We start from the raw sequence: 22,416 nt of genomic DNA, 5'->3' as shown, positions 1-22,416 counted from the left end.
GGTCTCCCCAGCTGCACCACCCCTCGGAAGGCCCCCGACCGTGGATCCGCTCGCTTCCCCCCGACGCCCGTCCCGCCCGGCGCACGCGATCTCCGTCGCCGACCTGCTGTGCCGGTACTCCCCGCCGCCTGGCACCGCTCCCCGCCCCGCGGCCCCGCCCGGCGAGCCCGTCGCGGTCTCGGCGCTGCTGCGCCGCGAGGGCCGCGCCCGCCGCGCGCTCGACCGCCCGCTGGTGCCCCGCGGCCACTCCCGGCCCGCGCCCCCACCCGCCTCCGAGGTGCAGCCGGTCCGCGCGGTCCGCAAGGTCTCCGCGGCCGCGGGCGCGATGTTCGTCGTCGGCGCGCTGTTCGGTGCGACCTCGCTGGAGGAGGCGCTGCTGCTGCCCTCCCCCGAGGCCGACGCCGAGGAGGCGGAGGGCACCACGGGCGCGTCGGACACCGGTTCGGAGACCGCCCGGTCCGGCCTGCTCGAGCCCGGGATCGCGCTCGCCGCCGCGGACCTGCCCGCCGCGCTGTCCGCTCTCGACACCGAGCCGGTCAGCGGCGCCGACATCGGCCGCTCCGCACTGCTGCCCTCCGCGTCCGGCGGCCTCCCCGTCGCCGGTCCCGCCGTGCCGGGCGCCCCGGCCGGGCCCGGTGCGCCCGGGGGCCCCGCCGCTCCGGGCGTCCCCACCTCCCCGACGGCCCCCGGTGCCGTCGACCCGGGCACGGCCGTCCCCGGCCCCACCGGCCCGGGCGCGGTCGACCCGGGGACCGGCGGTCCCGGGGTCGTCGACCCGGGTGTCGTCGATCCGGGCACGGGCGGTCCGGGTGTCGTCGAGCCGGGTACGGGCGGTCCGGGCACGGGCGGTCCGGGTGCCGGTCCGGGCACCCCCACCGACCCCGGCACGCCCACCGCGCCGGTCGTCACCGTCCCGCTGCCCGACCTCGGGACCCCCGAGGTCGAGGTCCCCGGGATCACGCTGCCGCCCACGCCGGTCGGCCCGGTCACGACCCCGCCGGTCACCGTCGGCGAGGTGGAGGTCGTCACGCCCGACGTCGGTGTCGTCGTCGACGAGCAGGGTGTCGGCGTCGGCACCACCGACACCGTCGTCGACCTCCCGGACGCCGCGGTCGGGCAGGTCGACGTCGGCCCGGTCGGGGTCGGCAGCACGTCGGCGACGCTGCCGAGCCTCACCGTCGAGGGTGCCGAGGTGCTGCGGCTCGGGCCGGAGCCCGAGGTCACGCTGCCGTCGCTGGGGCTGTCGGCCACCACGATCGAGACGCCCGCCCTGGAGCTCGGCGGCACGGAGGTCCTCGACCTGCCCGACGTCGAGCTGCCGGCGGTCTCGACCGCGGAGGTGCCGGTGCTGGGCACCGTCACCGGGCTGCTGGGCGGCGGGTCCGGATCGTCCTCGGAGGACGACTCCGGATCGGACTCGTCCTCCGACTCGGGCTCCGGGTCCGATGGGGACTCGGGGTCCGGTGCGGACTCCGGGTCCAGTGACTCGGGGTCCGGGGACTCCGGGTCCGGGGACTCCGGCGGCCTCCTCGAGGCCGTGCCGGTCGTCGGCGGCCTGCTGGGCTGACGGCGCGGCGCGCTGCCGGGTCGTGCGGACCCGGCAGCGCGTCGCGGCGTTCAGGGCAGCAGGGCCACCGGGACGTCCACGATGCGGCTGCGCAGGTACTCCCCCAGGCCCTTGGCCTGCGGGTCCGGGCGCGCGGTCGACGCCACGCCCGCCCCGAGCAGGCCGTGCACGACGACGTTGACCGCGCGCAGGGTGGGCAGCTCGTAGCGCTCGATGCGCAGGTCGGCGGCCTCCGGGCCGAGCAGCTCGCGCAGGCGCTCGACGGTGAGGTGGGCGCGCAGCCAGGCGTGGCCGGCGTCGTCGCGGGCCCACAGGCCGACGTTGGCGTTGCCGCCCTTGTCGCCCGAGCGCGCCCCGCACACCGCGCCCAGCGGCGCGCGGACGGTCGGACCGGCGGGGACGGCCGCGGCGGGGTGCTCCGGCGGTGCGGGCGCCGGGCCGGTGGGCGGGTCGGCCACGATGCTGCGCGTGCCGTCGGGCAGGACGACGACCTGCTCGACGGCCGAGCGCGGCACCGCGGCCGGCCGGTAGATCCCGTAGGCCGACTCCGAGGTCGGCGGCGTCGTCGTGTGGAACCCCGCGTAGCCGGCCAGCGCCAGCTCCATCGCGGCGCCGGAGAAGGCCCGGCCGACGACGCGCGGGTCCGGATCCATGACGGTGACCTTGAGGTGGGCGGTGGCGAGCGCGTTCTCGGGGGCGTCCGGGGTGTCGTAGCGCAGCAGCCGGACGTCGGTGGTGGCGAAGCGCCCGCGCCCGCCCAGCAGGTCGAACAGCATCGCCTCGCAGCGCGCGGCCTTGACCTCGATGTCGAGGCCGGTGAGCACGAACGTCATGGTGTTGCGGAAGCCGCCGGCGTCGTTGAGCGCCACCTTCAGCGTCGCGGGCGGCGCGCTGCCCCGCACGCCCGAGATCGTGACGCGGTGCTCGCCGTCCTGGGTGAGCACGGCGGTGTCCATGTGCGTGGTGACGTCCGGGCCGAGGTAGGCGGGCTCGGCGATCTCGTAGAGGAGCTGCGCGGTGACGGTGCCGACCGACACCAGCCCGCCCGTGTCCGGGTGCTTCGTGATCACCGACGACCCGTCGGCGGCGACCTCCGCGATCGGGAAGCCGGGGTAGCGCAGGTCGGTGATCTCGTCGAGGAAGGGGTAGTTGCCGCCCGTCGCCTGCGGGCCGCACTCGATGACGTGGCCCGCCGCGACGGCACCGGCGAGGCGGTCCCAGTCCTCGCGGCCCCAGCCGTGCCACCAGGCCGCGGGCCCGACCACCAGCGAGGCATCGGTGACGCGCCCGGTGACGACGACGTCGGCGCCCGCCCCGAGCGCCTCCGCGATGCCCCAGCCGCCGAGGTAGGCGTTGGCCGACACCGGCTTCCCCACGACCGGCGGCGTGATCGCCGAGAGGTCACCGCGCAGGTCGTCACCCTCGACGTGGGCGACGGCGACGGTCAGTCCGAGGCGCTCGGCGACGGCCCGGATCGCGTCGGCGAGGCCCGCGGCGTTGAGGCCCCCGGCGTTGGCGACGATCTTGATCCCGCACTCCAGGCAGGTGCCGAGCACGTCCTCGACCTGCGTGAGGAACGTCTTCGCGTAGCCGACCGACGGGTCCTTGGCCTGCGCCTTCGCGAGGATGAGCATCGTCAGCTCGGCGAGGTAGTCGCCGCACAGGACGTCGATCGGCCCTCCGTCGACCATCTCGCGCGCGGCCGCGATGCGGTCGCCGTAGAACCCCGAGCAGTTGCCGATGATCACCGGTCGCGTCACCGTCGCACCGTATGCGATGACATTGTCGGGGGTCGATGCGAACATCTGTTCGTGCCCGAACCGCCGCCCGAGGACGCCGCCACCGTGCTGCACGCCGACCTCGACGCGTTCTACGCGTCGGTCGAGCAGCGCGACGACCGGCGGCTGCGCGGGCGGCCGGTGATCGTCGGCGGCGGGGTGGTGCTGGCCTGCAGCTACGAGGCGAAGGCCCGGGGCGTGCGCACGGCGATGAACGGGCGGCAGGCGCGCGCGCTGTGCCCGCAGGCGATCGTGGTGCCGCCGCGGATGGCGGCGTACTCGCAGGCCAGCAAGGACGTGTTCGCGGTGTTCCGCGACACCACGCCGCTGGTCGAGGGCATCTCGATCGACGAGGCCTTCCTCGAGGTCGGCGGGCTGCGGCGGATCGCGGGGGCGCCCGTCGACATCGCGGCGCGGCTGCGCGAGCGCGTCGCGCGCGAGGTGGGGCTGCCGATCACGGTCGGCGTCGCGCGCACGAAGTTCCTGGCCAAGGTGGCCAGCGGCGTGGCCAAGCCCGACGGGCTGCTGCGCGTCGCGCCCGAGGGCGAGCTCGCGTTCCTGCACCCGCTGCCGGTGCGGCGGCTGTGGGGCGTCGGCGCGGTCACCACGGAGAAGCTGCACGCGATGGGGATCCGCACGGTCGGCGAGGTGGCGGCCGTCGGGGAGGCCGCGCTGGTGTCGATGCTCGGCCCGGCCGGCGGCCGGCACCTGCACGCGCTGGCCCACAACCGCGACCCGCGCCCGGTGCGCCCCGCCCAGCGCAGGCGGTCCATCGGCTCCCAGCAGGCCCTGGGTCGTCGTCCCCGCACCGACGAGGAGCTCGACGCCCTGCTCGCCGGCACGCTCGACCGCCTGGCCCGGCGCCTGCGCGGTGGCCGTCGCGTGAGCCGCACGGTCGTGCTGCGGCTGCGCTTCGGCGACTTCTCCCGCGCCACCCGCTCGCACACCCTCCCCGAGGCCACCGCCCACACCGCCACGCTGCTCTCGGCCGCCCGCGAGCTCCTGGTCGCCGCGCTGCCGATGATCCGCGAACGCGGCCTCACCCTCCTCGGCGTCTCACTGGGCAACCTCGCCGACGACGACGCCGTCCAGCTCGCCCTGCCCTTCGACCGTGCGGCGGGCGCGGCGCTGGACTCCACCCTCGACGACCTGCGCGCCCGCTTCGGCGCCCGCTCCGTCACCCGCGGCACCCTCCTGCACACCCGTGCGCCGTTGGAGGTGCCGCTGCTGCCGGACGAACCCTGAGCACCCGCCCTCCGTCGACCGCCGGCTCGAGGCACGCGACCTGCGCACCGGCTGCGGCCGGGCCGACGGCTCGGGGCCGGCGGTCCCGGACCGGCCGACGTCCGGGACCGCGGTCCCGGACCGGTGGACGTCGGGCCCGCCGAGCCCGGCTCAGCGGATCTCGATCACCGACTTCGTGATCTGGGAGCGGGCGACGAGCCGGTTGCCGGCCACGGCGGTGGCGGTGACGAACCCGAGCCGGCGGGTGCGGCGCTCGACCGCGGCCGTCACGTGCACCTCCTCGCCCTGGCGCCCGGGGCTGAGGATCTGGGTGGAGATGTGGTGGGTCACGGCGTGCTCGGCCGGGTCGAGGAGCGGGAGCAGGGCCAGGAACCCGGTGAGCTCCATGATCGCGCCCAGCGCCCCGGCGTGCAGCGTGCCGCCCGGGTTGATGGCCAGCCCCAGCACCGGGAACACCACCCCGGCCGTCGGGTCGGCCGGGTCCGCCGCGCGCGCCTCGAGCGCCACCTGCAGCGGGATGGCGAGCGCGGCCGCGGCCCGCTCGGCGAGGGAGTCGGTCACCCCCGCACCCTCCCACGGCCCACCCCACCTGCCGGCGCACCTCCCGCCCAGCCGCACCCCCCACCGTGCACCCAACCCACCGCACACCCCCGGCCCGGCGCGCACCTCCTGGTCATCCGCGCACCTCCCGGCCGGCCGCGCGCCTCCGGCCAGCCGCGCAGCTCGCGGCGCCGCGGGGCCGCGGCGGTGATCACCGCAACCGCGCCACCACAGCCCTCACCACGACCCTGCCGTCACACTCTCGACCGTCACCCCGCCCGACCCGCCGGTGATCACCAGAACCGCACCACCACGGCCCCCACGACGACCCTGCCGTCACACTTCTGAAGATCACCCGCCCCACCACGCCGGTGATCACCGAAACCGCATCACCACAGCCCGCGCGACGACCCCCGCGTCACACTCCCGACGATCACCGCCGCTTCCGCACCCACCCCGCGCCACCGGCCTCCGCGCTCACGCACCCCGGCCCGAACTGCGCACCTCCTGGTCATCCGCGCACGTCCGGACATCCGCCAGAAGCAAGCGGGTGCGCAACTCGCTGCACCGCGGGCAGTGATCACCGAAACCGCACCACCACCGCCCCCACGACGACCTTGCCGTCACACTCCTGACGATCACCCCGCCGACCCCGTCGGTGATCGCCAGAACCGCACCACCACGGCCCTCGGCCCGACCACCACGTCACACTCTCGACGATCACCACCGGCGCCCGCACCCACACCCGGTCACCGGCCTCCGCGCGCACGCACCCCCGCCCGAACTGCGCATCCCCTCGTCATCCGCGCTGTCCGGACGCGCGCCGGAAGCAAGCGGGTGCGCAACTCGCGACCCCGCGGGCAGTGATCACCGAAACCGGCACCACCACGGCCCCCACGACGACCTGGCCGTCACACTCCCGACGATCACCCCGCCCCACCCGCCGGTGATCACCGAAACCGCACCACCACGGCCCTCGGCCCGACCACCACGTCACACTCCCGACGATCACCCAGACCCAGCGTCCCGGGCCGCGGCACGCGCCGCCCGATCCCCCGGCGCGGCCCGAGAGCCGCACCCCGCGACCCGGCGAGTCCCGAGGACCACGAACCCGGCGCAACCAAGACCCGCACCACCGCCATCCCGCCGCCCGCCGTGCCCCCCCCAGACCCCCGACCCCCCCGACCCCCGACCCCCAACCCCCCGACACACCGCCGCCACCGGACACGGGGTGTGACGAGCGGAGTTCGTCCGTCCGGCCGCACACCCCGAACGGGGCGGCGTTCGTTCCCCCCAGCGGGGGCGTGGCCACCCCCGCCCCCGCGCCCGGCCTCCACTACCGTCGGGCCGCACGAGCGCCGCGATCCGCACGGAGAACCGATGTCAGACGAGCACCCCCACGAGCCGAGCGAGATCACCTACGCGGAGCACTTCCATCCGGCCCGGCCGCGCAGCCTGCGGCACCGGGCCAAGGTGAAGGCGCCGTTCGCGCGGCGGTCGGTGGCCAAGGACGGGAAGCCCACGGGCACGAACCCGGCGTACCTGTCGTGGCTGCTGAGCCAGTCGATGCTCGCCGACGCCAACGAGATCAGCCGGCAGTTCTCGGGCCAGGGCTCGATGTGGCAGAACCCGTTCGCGAACCCCGGGCCCCGCCAGGCGGTGGAGACGGCGTCGGTGTGGTTCACCGCGTACCCGATCTCGTTCATCACCCGCCCGGGCGAGTCGTTCCTGGGCGCGCTGGCCGACGAGGCCCTGTGGGACGCGTTCGCGACGATCGGCATCGAGGCCGTGCACACCGGGCCGGTCAAGCGGGCGGGTGGGCTGTCGGGCTGGCAGGCGACCCCGAGCGTCGACGGGCACTTCGACCGGATGAGCACCGAGATCGACCCCGCCTTCGGCACCGAGGCGGAGTTCCGCGCGATGTGCGGCATGGCCACCTGGTCGGGGGGCACGATCATCGACGACATCGTGCCCGGCCACACCGGCAAGGGCGCGGACTTCCGGCTCGCCGAGATGAAGTACGCCGACTACCCCGGCATCTACCACATGATCGAGATCGAGCCGGAGGACTGGGCGATCCTGCCCGACGTCCCGCACGGCCGGGACTCGGTGAACATCGACGCGGCCACCGAGGAGCAGCTCGAGAAGGCCGGCTACATCATCGGGCGGCTGCAGCGCGTCATCTTCTACGCCGAGGGCGTGAAGGAGACGAACTGGAGCGCGACGAAGGCGGTCGAGGGCGTCGACGGCGTCGAGCGGCGCTGGGTCTACCTGCACTACTTCAAGGAGGGCCAGCCCTCGATCAACTGGCTCGACCCCAGCTTCGCGGGCATGCGCCTGGTCATCGGCGACGCCCTGCACTCGCTCACCGACCTCGGCGCGGGCGCGCTGCGTCTGGACGCCAACGGGTTCCTCGGCGTCGAGAAGTCGACGGAGGGGCTGCCGGCGTGGTCGGAGGGCCACCCGCTGTCGGCCGCCGCCAACCACCTCATCGGCTCGATGGTGCGCAAGCTCGGCGGGTTCACCTTCCAGGAGCTGAACCTGACGATCGACGACATCCGCGCCACCTCCGAGGCCGGCGCCGACCTGTCCTACGACTTCGTCAACCGCCCCGCCTACCACCACGCGCTGGCCACCGGCGACACCGAGTTCCTGCGCCTGACGCTGCGCACCTCGCTGGAGCTGGGCGTCGACCCGGCCGGGCTGGTGCACGCCCTGCAGAACCACGACGAGCTCACCTACGAGCTCGTGCACTGGGCCACCGGCCACCGCGACGACCTCTACACCTACCGGGGCGCCGAGATCACCGGTGCCGACCTGGCCGAGAGCGTCCGCCGCGACCTCTGCGACCGCCTCACCGGACCGGACGCCCCCTACAACCTGATCTTCACGACCAACGGCATCGCCTGCACGACGGCCACGGTGATCGCGGCGACGCTGGGGATCACCGACCTCGACACCATCGAGGAGGTCGAGACCGCGCGGATCATGCGCGTGCACCTGCTGCTGGCGATGTTCAACGCCCTGCAGCCCGGGGTGTTCGCGCTGTCGGGCTGGGACCTCGGCGGCATGCTCACCCTGCACCCCGACCAGGTCGCGGAGCTGCTGGAGAGCGGCGACACCCGCTGGATCCACCGCGCCGGGCACGACCTGATGGGCGCGAACCCGGGGGCGCGCAGCTCGTCGTCGGGGCTGCCCCGCGGGCGCAGCCTCTACGGCACCATCCCCGACCAGCTCGACGACGAGGCCAGCTTCGTCCGCCAGCTCCAGGCGATCCTCGCCGTCCGCACCCGCTACGGCATCGCCACCGCCGAGCAGGTCGACGTGCCCGACGTCTCGCACCGCGGCCTGCTGGTGCTGGTGCACCGCCTCGCCGGGCCGGGGCAGCTGCACCTCACGGTGCTCAACTTCTCGGGCGAGCCGGTCACCGGCACCGTCCGGTCCGAGCACCTGGTGCCGGGCGCGGTGGTCACCGACATGTTCACCGACCGCACCGTCGGCACCGTCGACGACCTGCACGCGTTCTCCGTGGAGATGGAGCCGCACCAGGGGCACTCCCTGCTGGTGCAGGCCGGTGGGGGTGCTCACGACGACGTGACCTGAGCGCCGGGCGCGAGGACCATGGAGACAGTGACGTCCACGGCCCCGCCCCCCACCCGCTCCGCCCCCGGCACCAGCACGGCCCTGCTGGTGCTCGCGATCGTCGTGGTCGCGCTCAACCTGCGCGGCCCGATCGTCGCCATCTCCCCCGTGCTCGACGCGATCCGCGCCGATCTGGGCATCGGCGCGGGCACCGCGGGGCTGCTCACCAGCCTCCCGGTGCTGTGCTTCGCCCTGGCGACGCCGCTGGCCTCGCTGCTGCTCGCCCGCGCCGGGCTGGAGCGCGGGGTGCTGATCGCGCTGGGCGCGCTGCTCGCGGGCACCGTCCTGCGGTCGGCGGACGGGTCGGGCCCCGACGGGCTGTGGGCGGTCGTCGCCGGCACGCTCGTCATCGGCGCCGCGATCACGGTGGGGAACGTCGCGGTGCCGGTGGTGGTCGGTCGAGACGTCCCCGCGCGCCGGGCCGGGATCGTGCTCGGCGGCTACACCGCGGCGCTCAACGTCGGCTCGATGATCATGCTGTCGTTCACGGTGCCGCTGACGGCCGGGCTGGGCTGGCGGGCCGCGCTGGCCGCGTGGGGCGCGGTCGCCGTGCTGGCCGCCGGGATCTGGTGGCTGGGCACGCGCGGCAACGCCCGCCGCGCCGCCGAGGCGGCCGCGGTCGACGAGGGCGACGCCGGCGGCCCGGTGTGGTGGCGGCGCCCGATCGTCTGGATGCTGACGATCGCGTTCGGCGGCCAGGCGTTCTCCTACTACGGCGTCACGGCCTGGCTGCCGCTGCTGCTGCACGACCGGCTCGGCATGGACCCGGCCGCGGCGGGCGTCAGCGCGTCGGTGTTCCAGGTCGCGGCGGTCGCCGGGGCGTTCGGGGTGCCGGTGCTGCTGCGGCGCGGGGCCGGGCCGCTGCCCGCGCTGCTCGCGGTGTGCGCGGCCTGGGCGGCGCTGCCGCTGGGCCTGCTGCTCGCCCCGCACCTGTGGCTCGTGTGGTGCGCGCTCGGCGGGGTCGCGCAGGGCGGCGGGTTCACCGTCATCTTCTCGATCGTCGTGCGGGCCGCGCGTGGCCCGGCGGAGAGCCGCCGCATGTCGGCGCTCGTGCAGGGCGGCGGGTACCTCGTGGCCGCCACCGGGCCGGCCGTCGTCGGGGCCGTGCACGAGGCCACGGGCACCTGGGCGGTGCCGCTGCTGGTCGTGCTCGGCGCCATCGCGGTGCTGACGGCCGCGGGTGCGGCGGCCGCACGGGCGTCGGTCCACCGGCACGAGCACGGGAGCGCCGTCCCACGCCCGGTGTAGGCCTCGATGGCGGGTTCGGCGGGGGTCGGCCAGACTGGCCGACGATGGCCACCGATCCGTCCCCCGACACCAACCCCCTCTTCTCCGGAGGCGGGGAGCTCGGCCGCGTCATGGCGGCCCACGACTGGGCCGCCACGCCGGTCGGTCCGCCGGAGACGTGGCCCGCCGAGCTGCGCAGCGTCGTCCGCATCCTGCTGACGTCGCGCTTCTCGATGTGGATGGGCTGGGGCCCCGAGCTCGCGTTCTTCTACAACGACGCCTACCAGCGCGACACGCTGCGCGCGAAGCACCCGTGGGCGCTGGGCCGCCCCGCGCACGAGGTGTGGGCGGAGATCTGGGACGACATCGGCCCGCGGGTGCGCCAGGTCGTCGAGACCGGCGAGGCGACGTGGGACGAGGCCCTGCTGCTCGTCCTGGAGCGGGCGGGCTACCCCGAGGAGACCTACCACACATTCTCCTACAGCCCGCTCGACGACGCCGGGGGCCGCATCGACGGCATGCTCTGCGTCGTCAGCGAGGACACCGAGCGCGTGCTCAGCGAGCGCCGCCTGCGCGTGCTCAGCGAGCTCGGGGAGATCTCCGCGGCCACCGCTCCGACCGTCGACGAGGCCTGCCGGGCGACGCTGGCGGCGCTGGAGCACGGCCGCACCGACGTCCCGTTCGCGTCGGTCTACCTGCTCGACGGCACCGGCGCGGTCCACCGCACCGCCGCCTTCGGCATGACCGACGACCCGCGCATCCTCCCCGACGTGCTCGACGCCGACTCGCCGCTGTGGCCGGTGCTGCAGACCGGCGCCCCGCAGGTCCTCACCGGGCTCGCCGAGGAGTTCAAGGGCCTGTTCCTGCCCACCGGCCACATCGACGACGCCGTCGAGCCCGACGCGGCCGTGTGCGTCCCGCTCGTCGGTGGCGGGACCGGCAGCCCGCTCGGCGTGCTGACCACCGGCGTGAGCCCGTTCCGCGCGCTCGACACCGAGTACCGGCGGTTCCTGGACCTGGTCGCCGGGCAGGTCAACCGGGCCATCGCCGACGCCCAGGCCTACCAGGCGCAGCGCAGCCGGGCCGACGAGCTCGCCGAGCTCGACCGCGCCAAGACCGAGTTCTTCACCGGCGTCAGCCACGAGCTGCGCACCCCGCTGACGCTCATCGCCGGCCCCACCGAGGACGCCCTCGCCGACCGCGACCACCCGCTCGCGCCCCCGCACCGGGCGCGGCTGGAGGTCGTGCGGCGCAACAGCGGGCGGCTGCGACGGCTCGTCGACACGCTGCTCGACTTCGCCCGCCTGGAGGGCGGGCGGCTGGTGCCGCAGCGCACCGCCGTCGACCTCGCCGGGCTCACCCGCGGCATCGCCGAGTCCTTCGCCCCCGCCGTCACCCGCGCGGGGCTCGGCTTCGTGGTCGAGTGCCCCGCGCTGCCGTCCACCGTCGCCGTCGACGTGGACATGTGGGAGAAGATCGTCCTCAATCTGCTGTCCAACGCGGTGAAGTACACGCTGGCGGGCGGGGTCACCGTCGCGCTGCGGCCCACCGACGACGACGGTGTCCGCCTCGACGTCACCGACACCGGCATCGGGGTCCCCGAGGACGACCTGCCCCTGCTGTTCCAGCGCTTCCACCGCGTGCAGCACGCCTCGGGCCGCAGCCGCGAGGGCACCGGCATCGGGCTGGCGCTGGTCGCCGAGCTGGCGGCGCTGCACGGCGGCACCGTCGGCGTCACGAGCGTCCTGGACGAGGGCTCGACGTTCTCGGTGCTGCTGCCGCCGTCCGCCTCGACCGGCGCCCCGCCCACGAGCGCCCGCGTGTCGGCGGCGGCCCAGCGCTACCGCGAGGAGGCCCTGCAGTGGGCCTCCTCCGACGACGACCTCGACCCGATCGTCGCCCTCGACGCCGGGTCGACGGCCGGGGCCAGCGTGCTCGTCGCCGAGGACAACAGCGACCTGCGCCGGTTCCTCTACGGCCTGCTGACCCCGCACTACCGCGTGCTCGTCGTGGCCGACGGGCACGAGGCCCTCGCCGTGGCCCGGGCCGAGAAGCCCGACCTGGTCCTGACCGACGTGATGATGCCGGGGATCGACGGGTTCGCGCTGCTCGCGGCCCTGCGCGCCGACCCGGCCACGGCCACGACCCCGGTCGTGATGCTCTCGGCCCGCGCGGGTGAGGACGCCGCGATCGAGGGCCTCGCCGCCGGCGCCGACGACTACCTCGTCAAGCCGTTCTCCTCGGCCGACCTGCTCGCCCGCGTGCGGTCGAACCTGCAGCTCGCCCGCGTGCGCAACCACGAGTCGGCCTGGCGCAACGCGCTGATCAACGCCATGCAGGACGGGCTGTTCGTGATCGGCCGCGAGTGGGCGGTCGAGGAGGTCAACGACGCCTTCGCGGCCATCCTCGGGTACGGGCCCGAGGGGCTGCCCTACACGCTGCCGCACCCCTGGTGGCCGGGGCAGGACGACGACGCCGACCACGTCGCGGCGATCGACGCGGCCTTCGCGACCGTGCGCGCGGAGGGCGGCGGCAGCTTCGTGCTGCCCGCGCGGCACCGCGACGGACGGCTGCTGTGGATCGAGGTGGTCATCGCCCAGGCGCCCGACCGCGAGGGCGGCGAGCGCCTGGTCCTGGTGGGCACGCTGCGCGACGTCACCGGGCGCAGGCGGATCACCGAGCGCGACCGCCTGCTCGCCGACACCGGGCGCCTGCTCGGCCGCCCCGGCGACCTCGCCGACCGGCTCGACGACCTCGTCGCCGCGGCGTCGCCCCTGCTCGGCGACCTGGCGATCGTCTTCCTGGCCCGCCCCGACGGCACCCAGGCCGTCGCCGCCGTGCACCACCGCGACCCCGCCGTGGCCGACGCCGTCCGCGCGCTCCCGCCGCGCCGGCCCGTCCTCGACCTGCACGGCGGGCGGGCGTTCGCGATCGACGAGATGCCGCCCGGCTCGCCGCTCGAGGGCGGCGGGGTGGTGTTCCGCGGGGCGCTGGTCGTGCCGCTCGTCGTCGCGGGACGCCTGCTCGGGGCGCTGGTGTTCGTCAGCACCGGGGCGCCGCGCGTGCACGACGACACCGACGTCGACACCGCCGAGGAGCTGGGCCGCCGCGTCGCGCTGATGATCGAGACCGACCGGCTGGCCACCCGCGAGCGCCAGCTCCACGAGGTCACCGCGGCGCTCGCCGCCGCCGGCACCGTCGACGACGCCGCGCACGTGCTCGCCACCGGGATCGTCGAGGCGACCGGCGCGGTGTCGGTCTCGGTCACCCTCCCCGGGCCCGGCGGCCCGCACGCGGTGCACCAGATCGGCGACCCGCGCGGCGTGCCGTCCGTCGTCGACGCGATGCGGACCGGCGTGCCCACCTGGCGCGCCGACGGCGACGACGCCGGCGCCGCGCTGCCGCTGACGGTCGGCGAGCGCGTGGTGGGCGCCCTGGCCGTCGGGTTCCGCGGCACCCGCGCCTTCGACGACGACGAGCGCGCGTTCCTGCACACCCTCGCCAGCGACGCCGGGCTGGCGTTCGAGCGCGCGGCGCTGGCCGACACCCGCCGCGAGCTCGCCGACACGCTGCAGCGCAGCCTGCTGCCGCCCGCGCTGCCCGACCACGACCGCGTCACGCTCGCCGCCCGCTACCTGCCCGCGTCCTCGGGCAGCCGCACCGGCGGCGACTGGTACGACGTGCTGCCGCTGGACGACAACCTCGTCGCGATCGTCGTCGGCGACGTCGTCGGGCAGGGGCCGCGCGCCGCCGCCGTCATGGGGCAGCTGCGCAGCGCCCTCTCGGCCTACCTGCTGCAGACCCACTCCCCCGCCGAGGCGCTGACCTGGCTCAACCGCTGGTCGCACCGCGTCCCGGGCGCCCGCGCCAGCACCGCGATCGGCGTCGTCCTCGACACCCGCACCGGCGACCTGCGCTGGGCCCGCGCCGGGCACCCGCCGCCGCTCGTGCTGGGCCCCGACGGCTCGGCGACCTACCTGGAGGACGCCCAGGGCGCGGTCCTCGGCGTGCGCGGCGGCCCGCCGTTCACCGAGGGAGCCACCACCCTGGCGCCGGGGTCGACGGTGATCCTCTACACCGACGGGCTGGTCGAGCGGCGGACCGAGATCGTCGACGTCGGGTTCGCCCGGCTCGCCTCCGCGGGCGCGGACCACGCGACCAGCCCCGTCGAGGAGCTCGTGCCCGCGATCCTGCATGCCGCGCTGGACGGGTCCGGCCCCGCCGACGACGTCGCCCTGATCGTCGCCCGGCTGCGCCCGCCGGTCCTGGCCGGGCGCGGGCCCGCGCGCCCCGACCAGCTCGCGGTGGTGCGCCGCGACGTCGCCGCGTGGATCACCGCCGCCGCGCTGCCGGAGGAGGTCGGCGACGACCTGCAGCTCGCGCTGGGCGAGGCGCTCGCCAACTCCGTCGAGCACGCCTACCGCGACCGCGCCCCCGGCGAGTACCGCTACCGGCTCGACCAGCGGGCCGACGGCTCCGTGGAGGCCGAGGTCACCGACGAGGGCGACTGGCGACCGCCGCCCGCCGACCCCGGCTACCGCGGTCGCGGCCTGATGGTGATCGATCGGCTGGCGCAGGACGTCGTCGTCGAGCACTCCGGGGAGGGCACGCGGATCGCGTTCACGATGAGCCCGATGGTCGACGGGCCGCCGCGGGTCCCCGGCGCGCCCGAGCCGGGGGTGCCGGGCACCGAGGTGCGCGCCGGGCTGCAGGTGCACGACGGGCCGCGCCTGGTGCTGGCGGGCGAGCTCGACGTCGCCACCGTGCCCGGCCTGCGCGACCGCGTGCTGGCGGCCGTCGCGGACGCCCCGGGCGAGGTCGTCGTCGACGTCACCGGGGTGACGCACCTGGCCAGCGCCGGCATCGGGCTGCTGCTGGAGATCGCCGCGACGGTGCCGCACGGCGTCCGCGTCCGGGTCGTGCCGGGCAGTCCGACGGCCCGGATCCTGCAGCTCACCGAGCTGGAGGACGCGCTGCGCGTCGAGCCCTGACCGGCCCCTGGCCCGCCGGGACGCGCCGTCGTAGCGTGCGCGGATGACCTCCACCACCACGCCCGTGCGCTTCACGGTCACCGGCCGCGACGGCACGCCGGTCACCGCCTACCGCTGGGACCCCGCGGGCCCGCCGCGCGCCGTCGTCCAGCTCACGCACGGGATGGGCGAGCACGTGCTGCGCTACGGCCCGTTCGCGGAGGCGCTGGTGGCCGCGGGCTTCGCGGTGCAGGGCCAGGACCACCGCGGCACGGCGCCACCGCGGGCTCCGACGACGCGCTCGGCGCGGTCGGGACCGACGGCTGGAACGGCCTCGTCGACGACATCGGCGTGCTGGTCGAGCACGGGCGCGCCGAGCACCCGGGCGTCCCGGTCGTGCTGTTCGCGCACAGCATGGGCTCGTTCGCCGCGCAGCAGTGGGTCCTCGACCACGGCGACCGCATCGACGGCCTCGTCCTCTCCGGCACCGCGGCCATCGACCTCCTGGAGCCGGCGCTGGACCTCGACCAGCCGATGGACCTGGCCGCGTTCAACGCCCCGTTCGCCTCCGCCCGCACCGACTACGACTGGCTCTCCCGTGACGAGGCCCAGGTCGACGCGTACGTCGCCGACCCGCACTGCGGCTTCGGGGTCGACGTCGACGGGGTGAAGGCGATGTTCGGCCGCGCGCACGACGTCGCCGACCCGGCCCGGCTCGCGGAGATCCGCAAGGACCTGCCCGTGCTCGTCGCCGTCGGGGAGGACGACCCGGTCAACGGGCAGCTCGCCCTGGTGCACGCCCTGGTCGGGCGGCTCACCGAGGCCGGCCTCACCGACGTCACGCTGAGGACCTGGCCGGGTGCGCGGCACGAGATCCTCAACGAGACCAACCGGGACGAGGTGGTGGCCGACGTGCTCGCGTGGATCGAGCGGGTCGTCGGCTGACGCCTACCGGCCCTTCCACACCGGCGCCCGCTTCTCGGCGAACGCCGTCGCCCCCTCGCGGGCGTCGTCGGAGGAGAACACCGGCGCGATGATCTCGCCCTGCGTCGTCCAGCCCTCGTCGAGCGACCAGTCGGCGCTCGACCGGGCGATGCGCTTGGTGGCGGCCACCGCGAGCGGGGCGTTCGCCGCGATGGTCGACGCCAGCGCGACGGCCTCCTCGAGGGCGCCGCCCTCGTCGGTGACCCGGTTGACCAGGCCGATCGCGGCGGCCCGCTCGGCGTCGATCGGGTCGCCGGTCAGGAGCATCTCCATCGCGACGGCGGTCGGCACGCGCCGGGTGAGCAGCAGCGCGCCCCCCGCCGCGGCCACGAGCGACCGCTTCACCTCCGGCACCCCGAACCGGGCCGTGCGGGAGGCGACGACGAGGTCGCAGGCCAGCAGCAGCTCGAACCCGCCCGCCAGCGCCCACCCCTCGGCCGCCCCGATCAGCGGCTTGCGCGGCGGGGCCTGGGTGATCCCGCAGAGCCCGCGGCCCTCGATGAACGGCCGCTCGCCCGTGAGGAACGCCTTGAGGTCCATGCCCGCGGAGAACGTCCCGCCCGCCCCGGTCAGCACGCCGGCCCACAGCTCGTCGGAGGCGTCCAGCTCGTCGACGGCGGCGGCGATGCCGTCGGACACCGCCTTGTTCAGGGCGTTCTTCGCCTGCGGCCGGTTGATGGTGATCACCAGCACCGCCCCGCGGCGCTCGACCAGGACCTCGTCGGACACGTTGCCTCCTCCGCGCGGAGGGTCCGCGCCCTGGTCGGAACCTACCCCGGCGGCTGGGTGGTGCCGACGATCACCGGTCCGGGATGCAGTGGCCGAGAGAGGCCGGACCCCCGACCTCACGGTTCTCCCGACGACCGCGGTGTCACGTTCTCGACGATCAAGGGCGATGGGTTCCGTGGAGATCGCCGGGGATGTGCCATGACGGTCGTCGCGAGGGGCGTGGTGGTGCACTCCCGACGATCACCGCTGCGGACGCGGGGTGGGTCAGGAACGGCGGGGCGGGCGGGGCGGGCGGGGCGGGCGGGCGGGCGGGGCGGGCGGGCGGGGCGGCCATGATCGCCGAGACTGTCACCTCACGACCCTGCGCAGGGCCGCCACGTCGCACTCCCGACGATCTCCAGCTCCGCCAGCCCGAAGATCACCGGAACCGCACCACCACGGTCGTCGGGGGGGGCCGTGACGGCACGTTCCCGACGATCACCGGCTCGGACGCCGGCGGTTGAGTCGGGAGCGACGGGCAGGGCGGGGTGGGCAGGGCGGGGCGGGCAGGGCAGGGCGGGCAGGGCGGGGCGGGGCGGGCAGGGCGGGTAGGGCAGGGCGGCCATGATCGCCGAGACCGTCACCTCACGGTCCCCCGGACGACCGCCGCGTCACCTTCTCGACGATCAAGGGCAGCGGGTTCGCGCAGATCGCCGAGAGCGTGACACCAGGGTCGGCCGGAGGGCCGTGGTGGTGCACTCCCGACGATCACCGACTCGGACGCCGGCGGGTCGGGAGCGGCGTGGCCGAAGGGCCATGATCGCCGGGACCGTCACCTCACGGCCCTCCGCCGCAGGGCCGCCACGTCGCACTTCCGACGATCACCAGCTCCGGCGGCCCGAAGATCACCGGAACCGCACCACCGCGGTCGTCGCGGGGGCCGTGGTGGTGCGGTCCCGACGATCACCGGCTCGGTGGCCGGCGGTTGGGTCGGGAGCGGCGGGGAGCGGCGGGGCGGGGCGGGGCGGGGCGGGGCGGGGGCGGGGCGGGGCAGGGCGGGGTGGGCAGGGCGCGGTGGGCGGGGCGGGGCGGGGCGGGGCGGGGACCATGATCGCCGAGACCGTCACCTCACGGCCCCCCGAACGACCACCGCGTCACCATCTCGACGATCAAGGCAACGGGTTCGCGGAGATCACCGGAACCGCACCACCACGGTCGTCGCGAGGGCCGTCACGGCACACTCCCGACGATCACCGGCCCGGACGCCGGGCCGGGCGGGAACGGCGATGGGTAACCGCAGCACCGAGCCGGCCAAGATCGCCGGGAGTCGCAGCCTTACCGCGGCCCCATCCGGATCGCACCGTCCAGCCGGATGACCTCACCGTTGAGCATCTGGTTCTCCACGATGTGCGTGACCAGCGCCCCGAACTCGGCGGGCTGTCCCAGGCGGGAGGGGTGGGGCACCTGCTGGCCCAGGGACACCCGCGCCTCCTCGGGCAGGGACGCGAGGAGCGGGGTGTCGAACAGGCCCGGGGCGATGGTGACGACGCGGATCATCGCGCCGGCGAGGTCGCGGGCGATCGGCAGCGTCATGCCCACCACCCCGCCCTTCGACGCCGAGTAGGCGGCCTGGCCGATCTGGCCGTCGAACGCGGCCACCGAGGCGGTGTTGACGATGACGCCGCGCTCGCCGTCGACGATCTCGGTGGCGGCCATGCGCTCGGCCGCGAGCCGCAGGACGTTGAACGTGCCGATGAGGTTGATCGAGACGATGCGGGCGAACTTGTCGAGCGGGTAGACGCCCTTCTTGCCGAGCACGCGGATCGCGTCGCCGGTGCCGGCGCAGTTGACGGCCACGCGCAGCGGGCCCAGCTCGGCGGCGACGTCGAGGGCGGCGGAGACGCCGGCCTCGTCGGTGACGTCGGCGGGCGCGAACCGCACGCGGTCGCCCAGCTTCTCGGCGACGTCGGGCCCGGCGGAGGACGGCAGGTCCAGGATGACGACCGACGCACCGGCGTCGAGCAGCTTCTCCGTGGTGGCCAGGCCGAGCCCGGAGGCCCCACCCGTCACGACCGCGACGGCTCCGTTGATGTCCACTGGCTCTCCTCGTACGACCTCGTGCGACGTTGCGACTGGCCCGGAGGCTAGCAGTCAGTATTGACCGTTAGGCCGTGTCGCCGGTCACCACGGCGAGCACCTGGCCCGTCGAGACCTGGTCACCCGCCACGACGTGCAGCTCCGTCAGCTCGCCGTCGGCCGGCGCCGCGACCGTGTGCTCCATCTTCATCGCCTCGAGCACGACCAGCGCCTGACCGGCGGTGACGGTGGCGCCCGGCTCGGCCAGCACCCGCAGCACCGCGCCCGGCATCGGCGCGAGCAGCGACCCGGGCTGCTGCGCCTCCGACGGGTCGACGAACCGCGGCACCCCGACGAGCGTGGTGGAGCCGAGCGGGCCGTCGACGTAGGACGTGCCGTCGACGGTGTGCACCGACAGCGTCCGGCGCACCCCGCCGACGGTCAGCTCCACCGACGACGGGGCGGCCGCGTGCAGCACCACGTCGAGCGGCACCCCGTCGACGGCCACCTCGACGCCGTCGCGGCGGAACCGGTACGCGACCTCGATGGTGCGCTCCCCCGCCGTGAACGACACCCGCTGCGGCTGCCCGGCGACGTTGCGCCACCCCGACGGCATCCCGCCGAGCACCCGCGCCTGCGCCCGGTGCGCGGCCTGGCGGGCCAGCGCGGCGGCCACGGCGTGCAGCGCGACCCGGTCGCGGGCGGCGTCGTCCTCGGGCGGGTCGAGCAGGTCGGGATGGCGGTCGAGGTAGCCGGTGTCGGTGCGTCCGGCGAGGAAGTCGGGCTCGCGCAGGACGCCGACGAGAAGGTCGCGGTTCGTGACGACGCCGTGCACGCGCGCCCCCTGCAGCGCGGCGGCCAGGGCCCGGGCGGCGGCGGTGCGCGTGGGGCCGTGCGCGATGACCTTGGCCAGCATCGGGTCGTAGTGCGGGCCGACGACCGACCCGTCCGCGACGCCGGTGTCGACGCGGACGCCGCCCGGCACCGAGAACGCGTGCAGCGTGCCGGTCGCCGGCAGGAACCCCGCCGGCACGTCCTCGGCGTAGAGCCGCGCCTCGATCGCGTGCCCGGTGATCCGGGCGTCGTGCACCTCGGCGGGCAGCGGCTCCCCCTCCGCGACGCGCAGCTGCAGCGCGACCAGGTCGAGCCCGGTGACCAGCTCGGTGACCGGGTGCTCCACCTGCAGGCGCGTGTTGACCTCCAGGAAGTGGAAGGCCCCGTCGGCGTCGAGCACGAACTCGACGGTGCCCGCGCCCACGTAGGACAGCGCCTTGCCCGCCGCGATCGCGGCCGCGCCCAGCTCGGCGCGCAGCGCGTCGTCGACGGCCGGCGACGGCGCCTCCTCGACGATCTTCTGGTAGCGCCGCTGGATCGAGCACTCCCGCTCGAACAGCGCGACCACCGACCCGTGGGCGTCGCCCAGGATCTGCACCTCGACGTGGCGGGGGTCGACGACGAACCGCTCCAGGAACACCGTGCCGTCGCCGAACGCCGACGCGGCCTCGCGCCGGGCGCTCATGACCGCGTCGGCCAGCTCCGCCGAGGAGCGAACCACCCGCATCCCGCGCCCGCCGCCGCCGAACGCGGCCTTGACCAGCAGCGGGTAGCCGACGCGCGCGCCCTCGGCCGCGAGGTCGGAGCCCTCGGTGACGGTGGCGCCGGGCAGCACCGGCACCCCGGCCGCCCCCATCAGCGCCTTGGCCTCGATCTTGGAGCCCATCGCGGCGATCGCCTCCGGCGAGGGCCCGACGAACGTGACGCCCGCCGCGGCGCACTCGCGCGCGAAGCCGGCGTTCTCCGAGAGGAACCCGTAGCCGGGGTGGACCGCATCGGCGCCGGTGGCGCGCGCGGCGGCGAGCACCAGGTCGCCGCGGAGGTAGGTGTCGGCGGGCGCGGCGCCGGGCAGGCGCACGGCCTCGTCGGCGGCGGCCACGAACGGCGCGCCCTCGTCGGGGTCGGAGTGCACGGCGACGGTGGCGATCCCGAGCGCCCGCGCGGTGCGGAACACCCGGACGGCGATCTCGCCGCGGTTGGCGACCAGCAACTTCTGGATCACGGGCTTCTGGATCACGGCGGCGCTCACATCCGGAAGACGCCGAAGCCGCGACGGCCCTCGACGGTGGTGTTGTGGGTGGCCGACAGCGACATCCCGAGCACCGTGCGGGTGTCGCGCGGGTCGATGAGGCCGTCGTCGTAGAGCCGGGCGGAGACGAAGAACGCGTGCGACTCGGCCTCGATCTGGGCCTCGATCGCCGCCGTGCGCTGCCTGTCGGCGTCCTCGTCGTAGGGCCGCCCCGACGACGCCGCGCTCGCGCGCCCGACGATCGAGAGCACGCCGGCGAGCTGGGTCGCCCCCATGACGGCGAGCTTGGCGCCGGGCCAGGCGAACATGAACCGCGGGTCGTAGGACCGCCCGGACATGCCGTAGTTGCCCGCCCCGAACGACGACGCCATGTTGACCGTCAGGTGCGGCACGGTGCTGTTGGCGACGGCGTTGATCATCTTGGCGCCGTCCTTGACGATGCCGCCCTGCTCGTAGCTCGTGCCGACCATGTAGCCGGTGGTGTTCTGCAGGAAGACCAGCGGGGTGTCGGTCTGGTTGGCGAGCAGGATGAACTCCGTGGCCTTCTTCGCCTCCTCGCTGAACAGCACGCCGCGGTGGTTGGCGAGCACACCGACCGGCTGCCCGTGGATGTCCGCCCACCCGGTGACCAGCGACGACCCGTAGAGCGGCTTGTACTCGTCGAACTCCGAGCCGTCGACGGTGCGGGCCAGGACCTCGCGCGGGTCGAAGGGCACCTTCGTGTCGGCGGAGACGATGCCGAGGATCTCCTCGGGGTCGTAGCGCGGGGGCGCCGCGTGCGGGGACGGGGCCGGGCCGCGCTTGCGCCAGTTGATCCGCGAGAGGATGTCGCGCCCGATCCGGATGGCGTCGCGCTCGTCGGCGGCGAAGTGGTCCGAGAGCCCGGAGACGCGCGAGTGCATGTCGGCCCCGCCGAGCGCCTCGTCGTCGGCGTCCTCGCCGGTGGCCATCTTCACCAGCGGCGGGCCGCCGAGGAACACCTTGGCCTGCTTGTCGACGAGGACCGCGTGGTCGCACATGCCGGGCACGTACGCGCCGCCCGCGGTCGAGTTGCCGAAGACCAGCGCGACCGTCGGCACGCCGGCCGCCGAGAGCGCCGTGAGCTCGTGGAAGATCCGCCCGGCCGGGACGAACAGGTCGGCCTGGGTGGGCAGGTCGGCCCCGCCGGACTCGACGAGGTTGACCACCGGCAGCCGGTTGACCCGCGCGATCTCCAGCGCCCGCAGCGTCTTCTTCAGCGAGTACGGGTTCATCGCGCCACCGCGCACGGTGGGGTCGTGGCCGATCACGACGCACTCGACGCCCGACACCACCCCGATCCCGGTGACGATCGACGCGCCGACGGTGAACTCGGTGCCCCACGCCGCCAGCGCGGAGAGCTCCAGGAACGGCGAGTCGGGGTCGAGCAGCAGCTCGACCCGCTCGCGCACCGGCAGCCTGCCCCGGTCGCGGTGGCGCGCGGTGTAGCGCTCCCCGCCCCCGGCCGCGGCCAGCGCGAGCTGCTCCTCCAGCTGGGCCAGCACGGCGAGCTGGTTCTCGCGGTTGTGCCGGTAGCCCTCCGACGACGTGTCGAGGGACGAGCGCAGGACCCCCACC

Annotated in this window: 11 protein-coding genes and 2 pseudogenes; 7 read left to right on the top strand and 6 right to left on the bottom strand. The window is 75.5% G+C overall.

The annotated features are described in order from the left end of the window. The first annotated feature begins 40 nt into the window (after positions 1-40). Positions 41-1,567 (top strand): hypothetical protein, encoded by a 1,527-nt coding sequence (locus HOP40_RS22770; protein ID WP_172161793.1) that lies wholly within the window; start codon positions 41-43, stop codon positions 1,565-1,567. Between the two features lie 50 nt (positions 1,568-1,617). Here HOP40_RS22770 and HOP40_RS22765 read toward each other — a convergent pair whose 3' ends face one another. Next, positions 1,618-3,372, bottom strand: a complete 1,755-nt coding sequence (locus tag HOP40_RS22765) for an acyclic terpene utilization AtuA family protein (protein ID WP_205346882.1) — start codon at positions 3,370-3,372, stop codon at positions 1,618-1,620. Between HOP40_RS22765 and dinB the strand changes: the two genes are divergently transcribed. Continuing rightward, the gene (dinB, locus tag HOP40_RS22760; protein ID WP_172168899.1) at positions 3,373-4,590 is read left to right on the top strand and encodes a DNA polymerase IV; all 1,218 of its coding nucleotides are present in this window, start codon (positions 3,373-3,375) and stop codon (positions 4,588-4,590) included. Positions 4,591-4,740: 150 nt separating this feature from the next. On the opposite strand, the gene HOP40_RS22755 is transcribed toward dinB, so the two are convergent. Continuing rightward, positions 4,741-5,151, bottom strand: a complete 411-nt coding sequence (locus HOP40_RS22755) for a PaaI family thioesterase (protein WP_172161789.1) — start codon at positions 5,149-5,151, stop codon at positions 4,741-4,743. 1,359 nt (positions 5,152-6,510) lie between these two features. Between HOP40_RS22755 and treS the strand changes: the two genes are divergently transcribed. The 5 genes and pseudogenes from treS to HOP40_RS22735 form a co-directional block, all read left to right on the top strand. Then, positions 6,511-8,733: a maltose alpha-D-glucosyltransferase gene (treS, locus tag HOP40_RS22750; RefSeq protein WP_172161787.1), complete on the top strand. Its 2,223-nt coding sequence runs from the start codon at positions 6,511-6,513 to the stop codon at positions 8,731-8,733. Positions 8,734-8,760: 27 nt separating this feature from the next. Beyond that, positions 8,761-10,020 (top strand): MFS transporter, encoded by a 1,260-nt coding sequence (locus HOP40_RS22745; RefSeq protein WP_205346880.1) that lies wholly within the window; start codon positions 8,761-8,763, stop codon positions 10,018-10,020. A 44-nt stretch (positions 10,021-10,064) separates the two neighbouring features. Beyond that, positions 10,065-14,990, top strand: a complete 4,926-nt coding sequence (locus HOP40_RS22740) for a SpoIIE family protein phosphatase (protein WP_172161783.1) — start codon at positions 10,065-10,067, stop codon at positions 14,988-14,990. Positions 14,991-15,033: 43 nt separating this feature from the next. Beyond that, positions 15,034-15,186: pseudogene (locus HOP40_RS36845) on the top strand (alpha/beta hydrolase); the annotation flags it as partial. 113 nt (positions 15,187-15,299) lie between these two features. After that, positions 15,300-15,914, top strand: a pseudogene (locus tag HOP40_RS22735) (alpha/beta fold hydrolase); the annotation flags it as partial. Between the two features lie 3 nt (positions 15,915-15,917). Here the strand turns inward: HOP40_RS22735 and HOP40_RS22730 are convergent. The 4 genes from HOP40_RS22730 to HOP40_RS22715 form a co-directional block, all read right to left on the bottom strand. Continuing rightward, entirely contained in the window at positions 15,918-16,682 is a 765-nt protein-coding gene (locus HOP40_RS22730; RefSeq protein ID WP_172161781.1) for a crotonase/enoyl-CoA hydratase family protein, read from the bottom strand. A 1,314-nt stretch (positions 16,683-17,996) separates the two neighbouring features. Beyond that, positions 17,997-18,758, bottom strand: a complete 762-nt coding sequence (locus HOP40_RS22725) for a 3-hydroxyacyl-CoA dehydrogenase (protein WP_172161779.1) — start codon at positions 18,756-18,758, stop codon at positions 17,997-17,999. 67 nt (positions 18,759-18,825) lie between these two features. Continuing rightward, complete coding sequence (locus tag HOP40_RS22720) at positions 18,826-20,793, bottom strand: ATP-binding protein (protein WP_172168880.1); 1,968 nt, start codon at positions 20,791-20,793, stop codon at positions 18,826-18,828. Positions 20,794-20,816: 23 nt separating this feature from the next. After that, positions 20,817-22,415, bottom strand: a complete 1,599-nt coding sequence (locus HOP40_RS22715) for an acyl-CoA carboxylase subunit beta (protein WP_172161777.1) — start codon at positions 22,413-22,415, stop codon at positions 20,817-20,819. Position 22,416 lies beyond the last annotated feature (1 nt).

The sequence above is a fragment of the Pseudonocardia broussonetiae genome (genome assembly GCF_013155125.1).
Taxonomy (GTDB): Bacteria; Actinomycetota; Actinomycetes; order Mycobacteriales; family Pseudonocardiaceae; genus Pseudonocardia; species Pseudonocardia broussonetiae.
The sequence above is the reverse complement of the archived record's forward strand: the minus strand, read 5'-3'. Positions and strand labels throughout refer to the sequence as shown.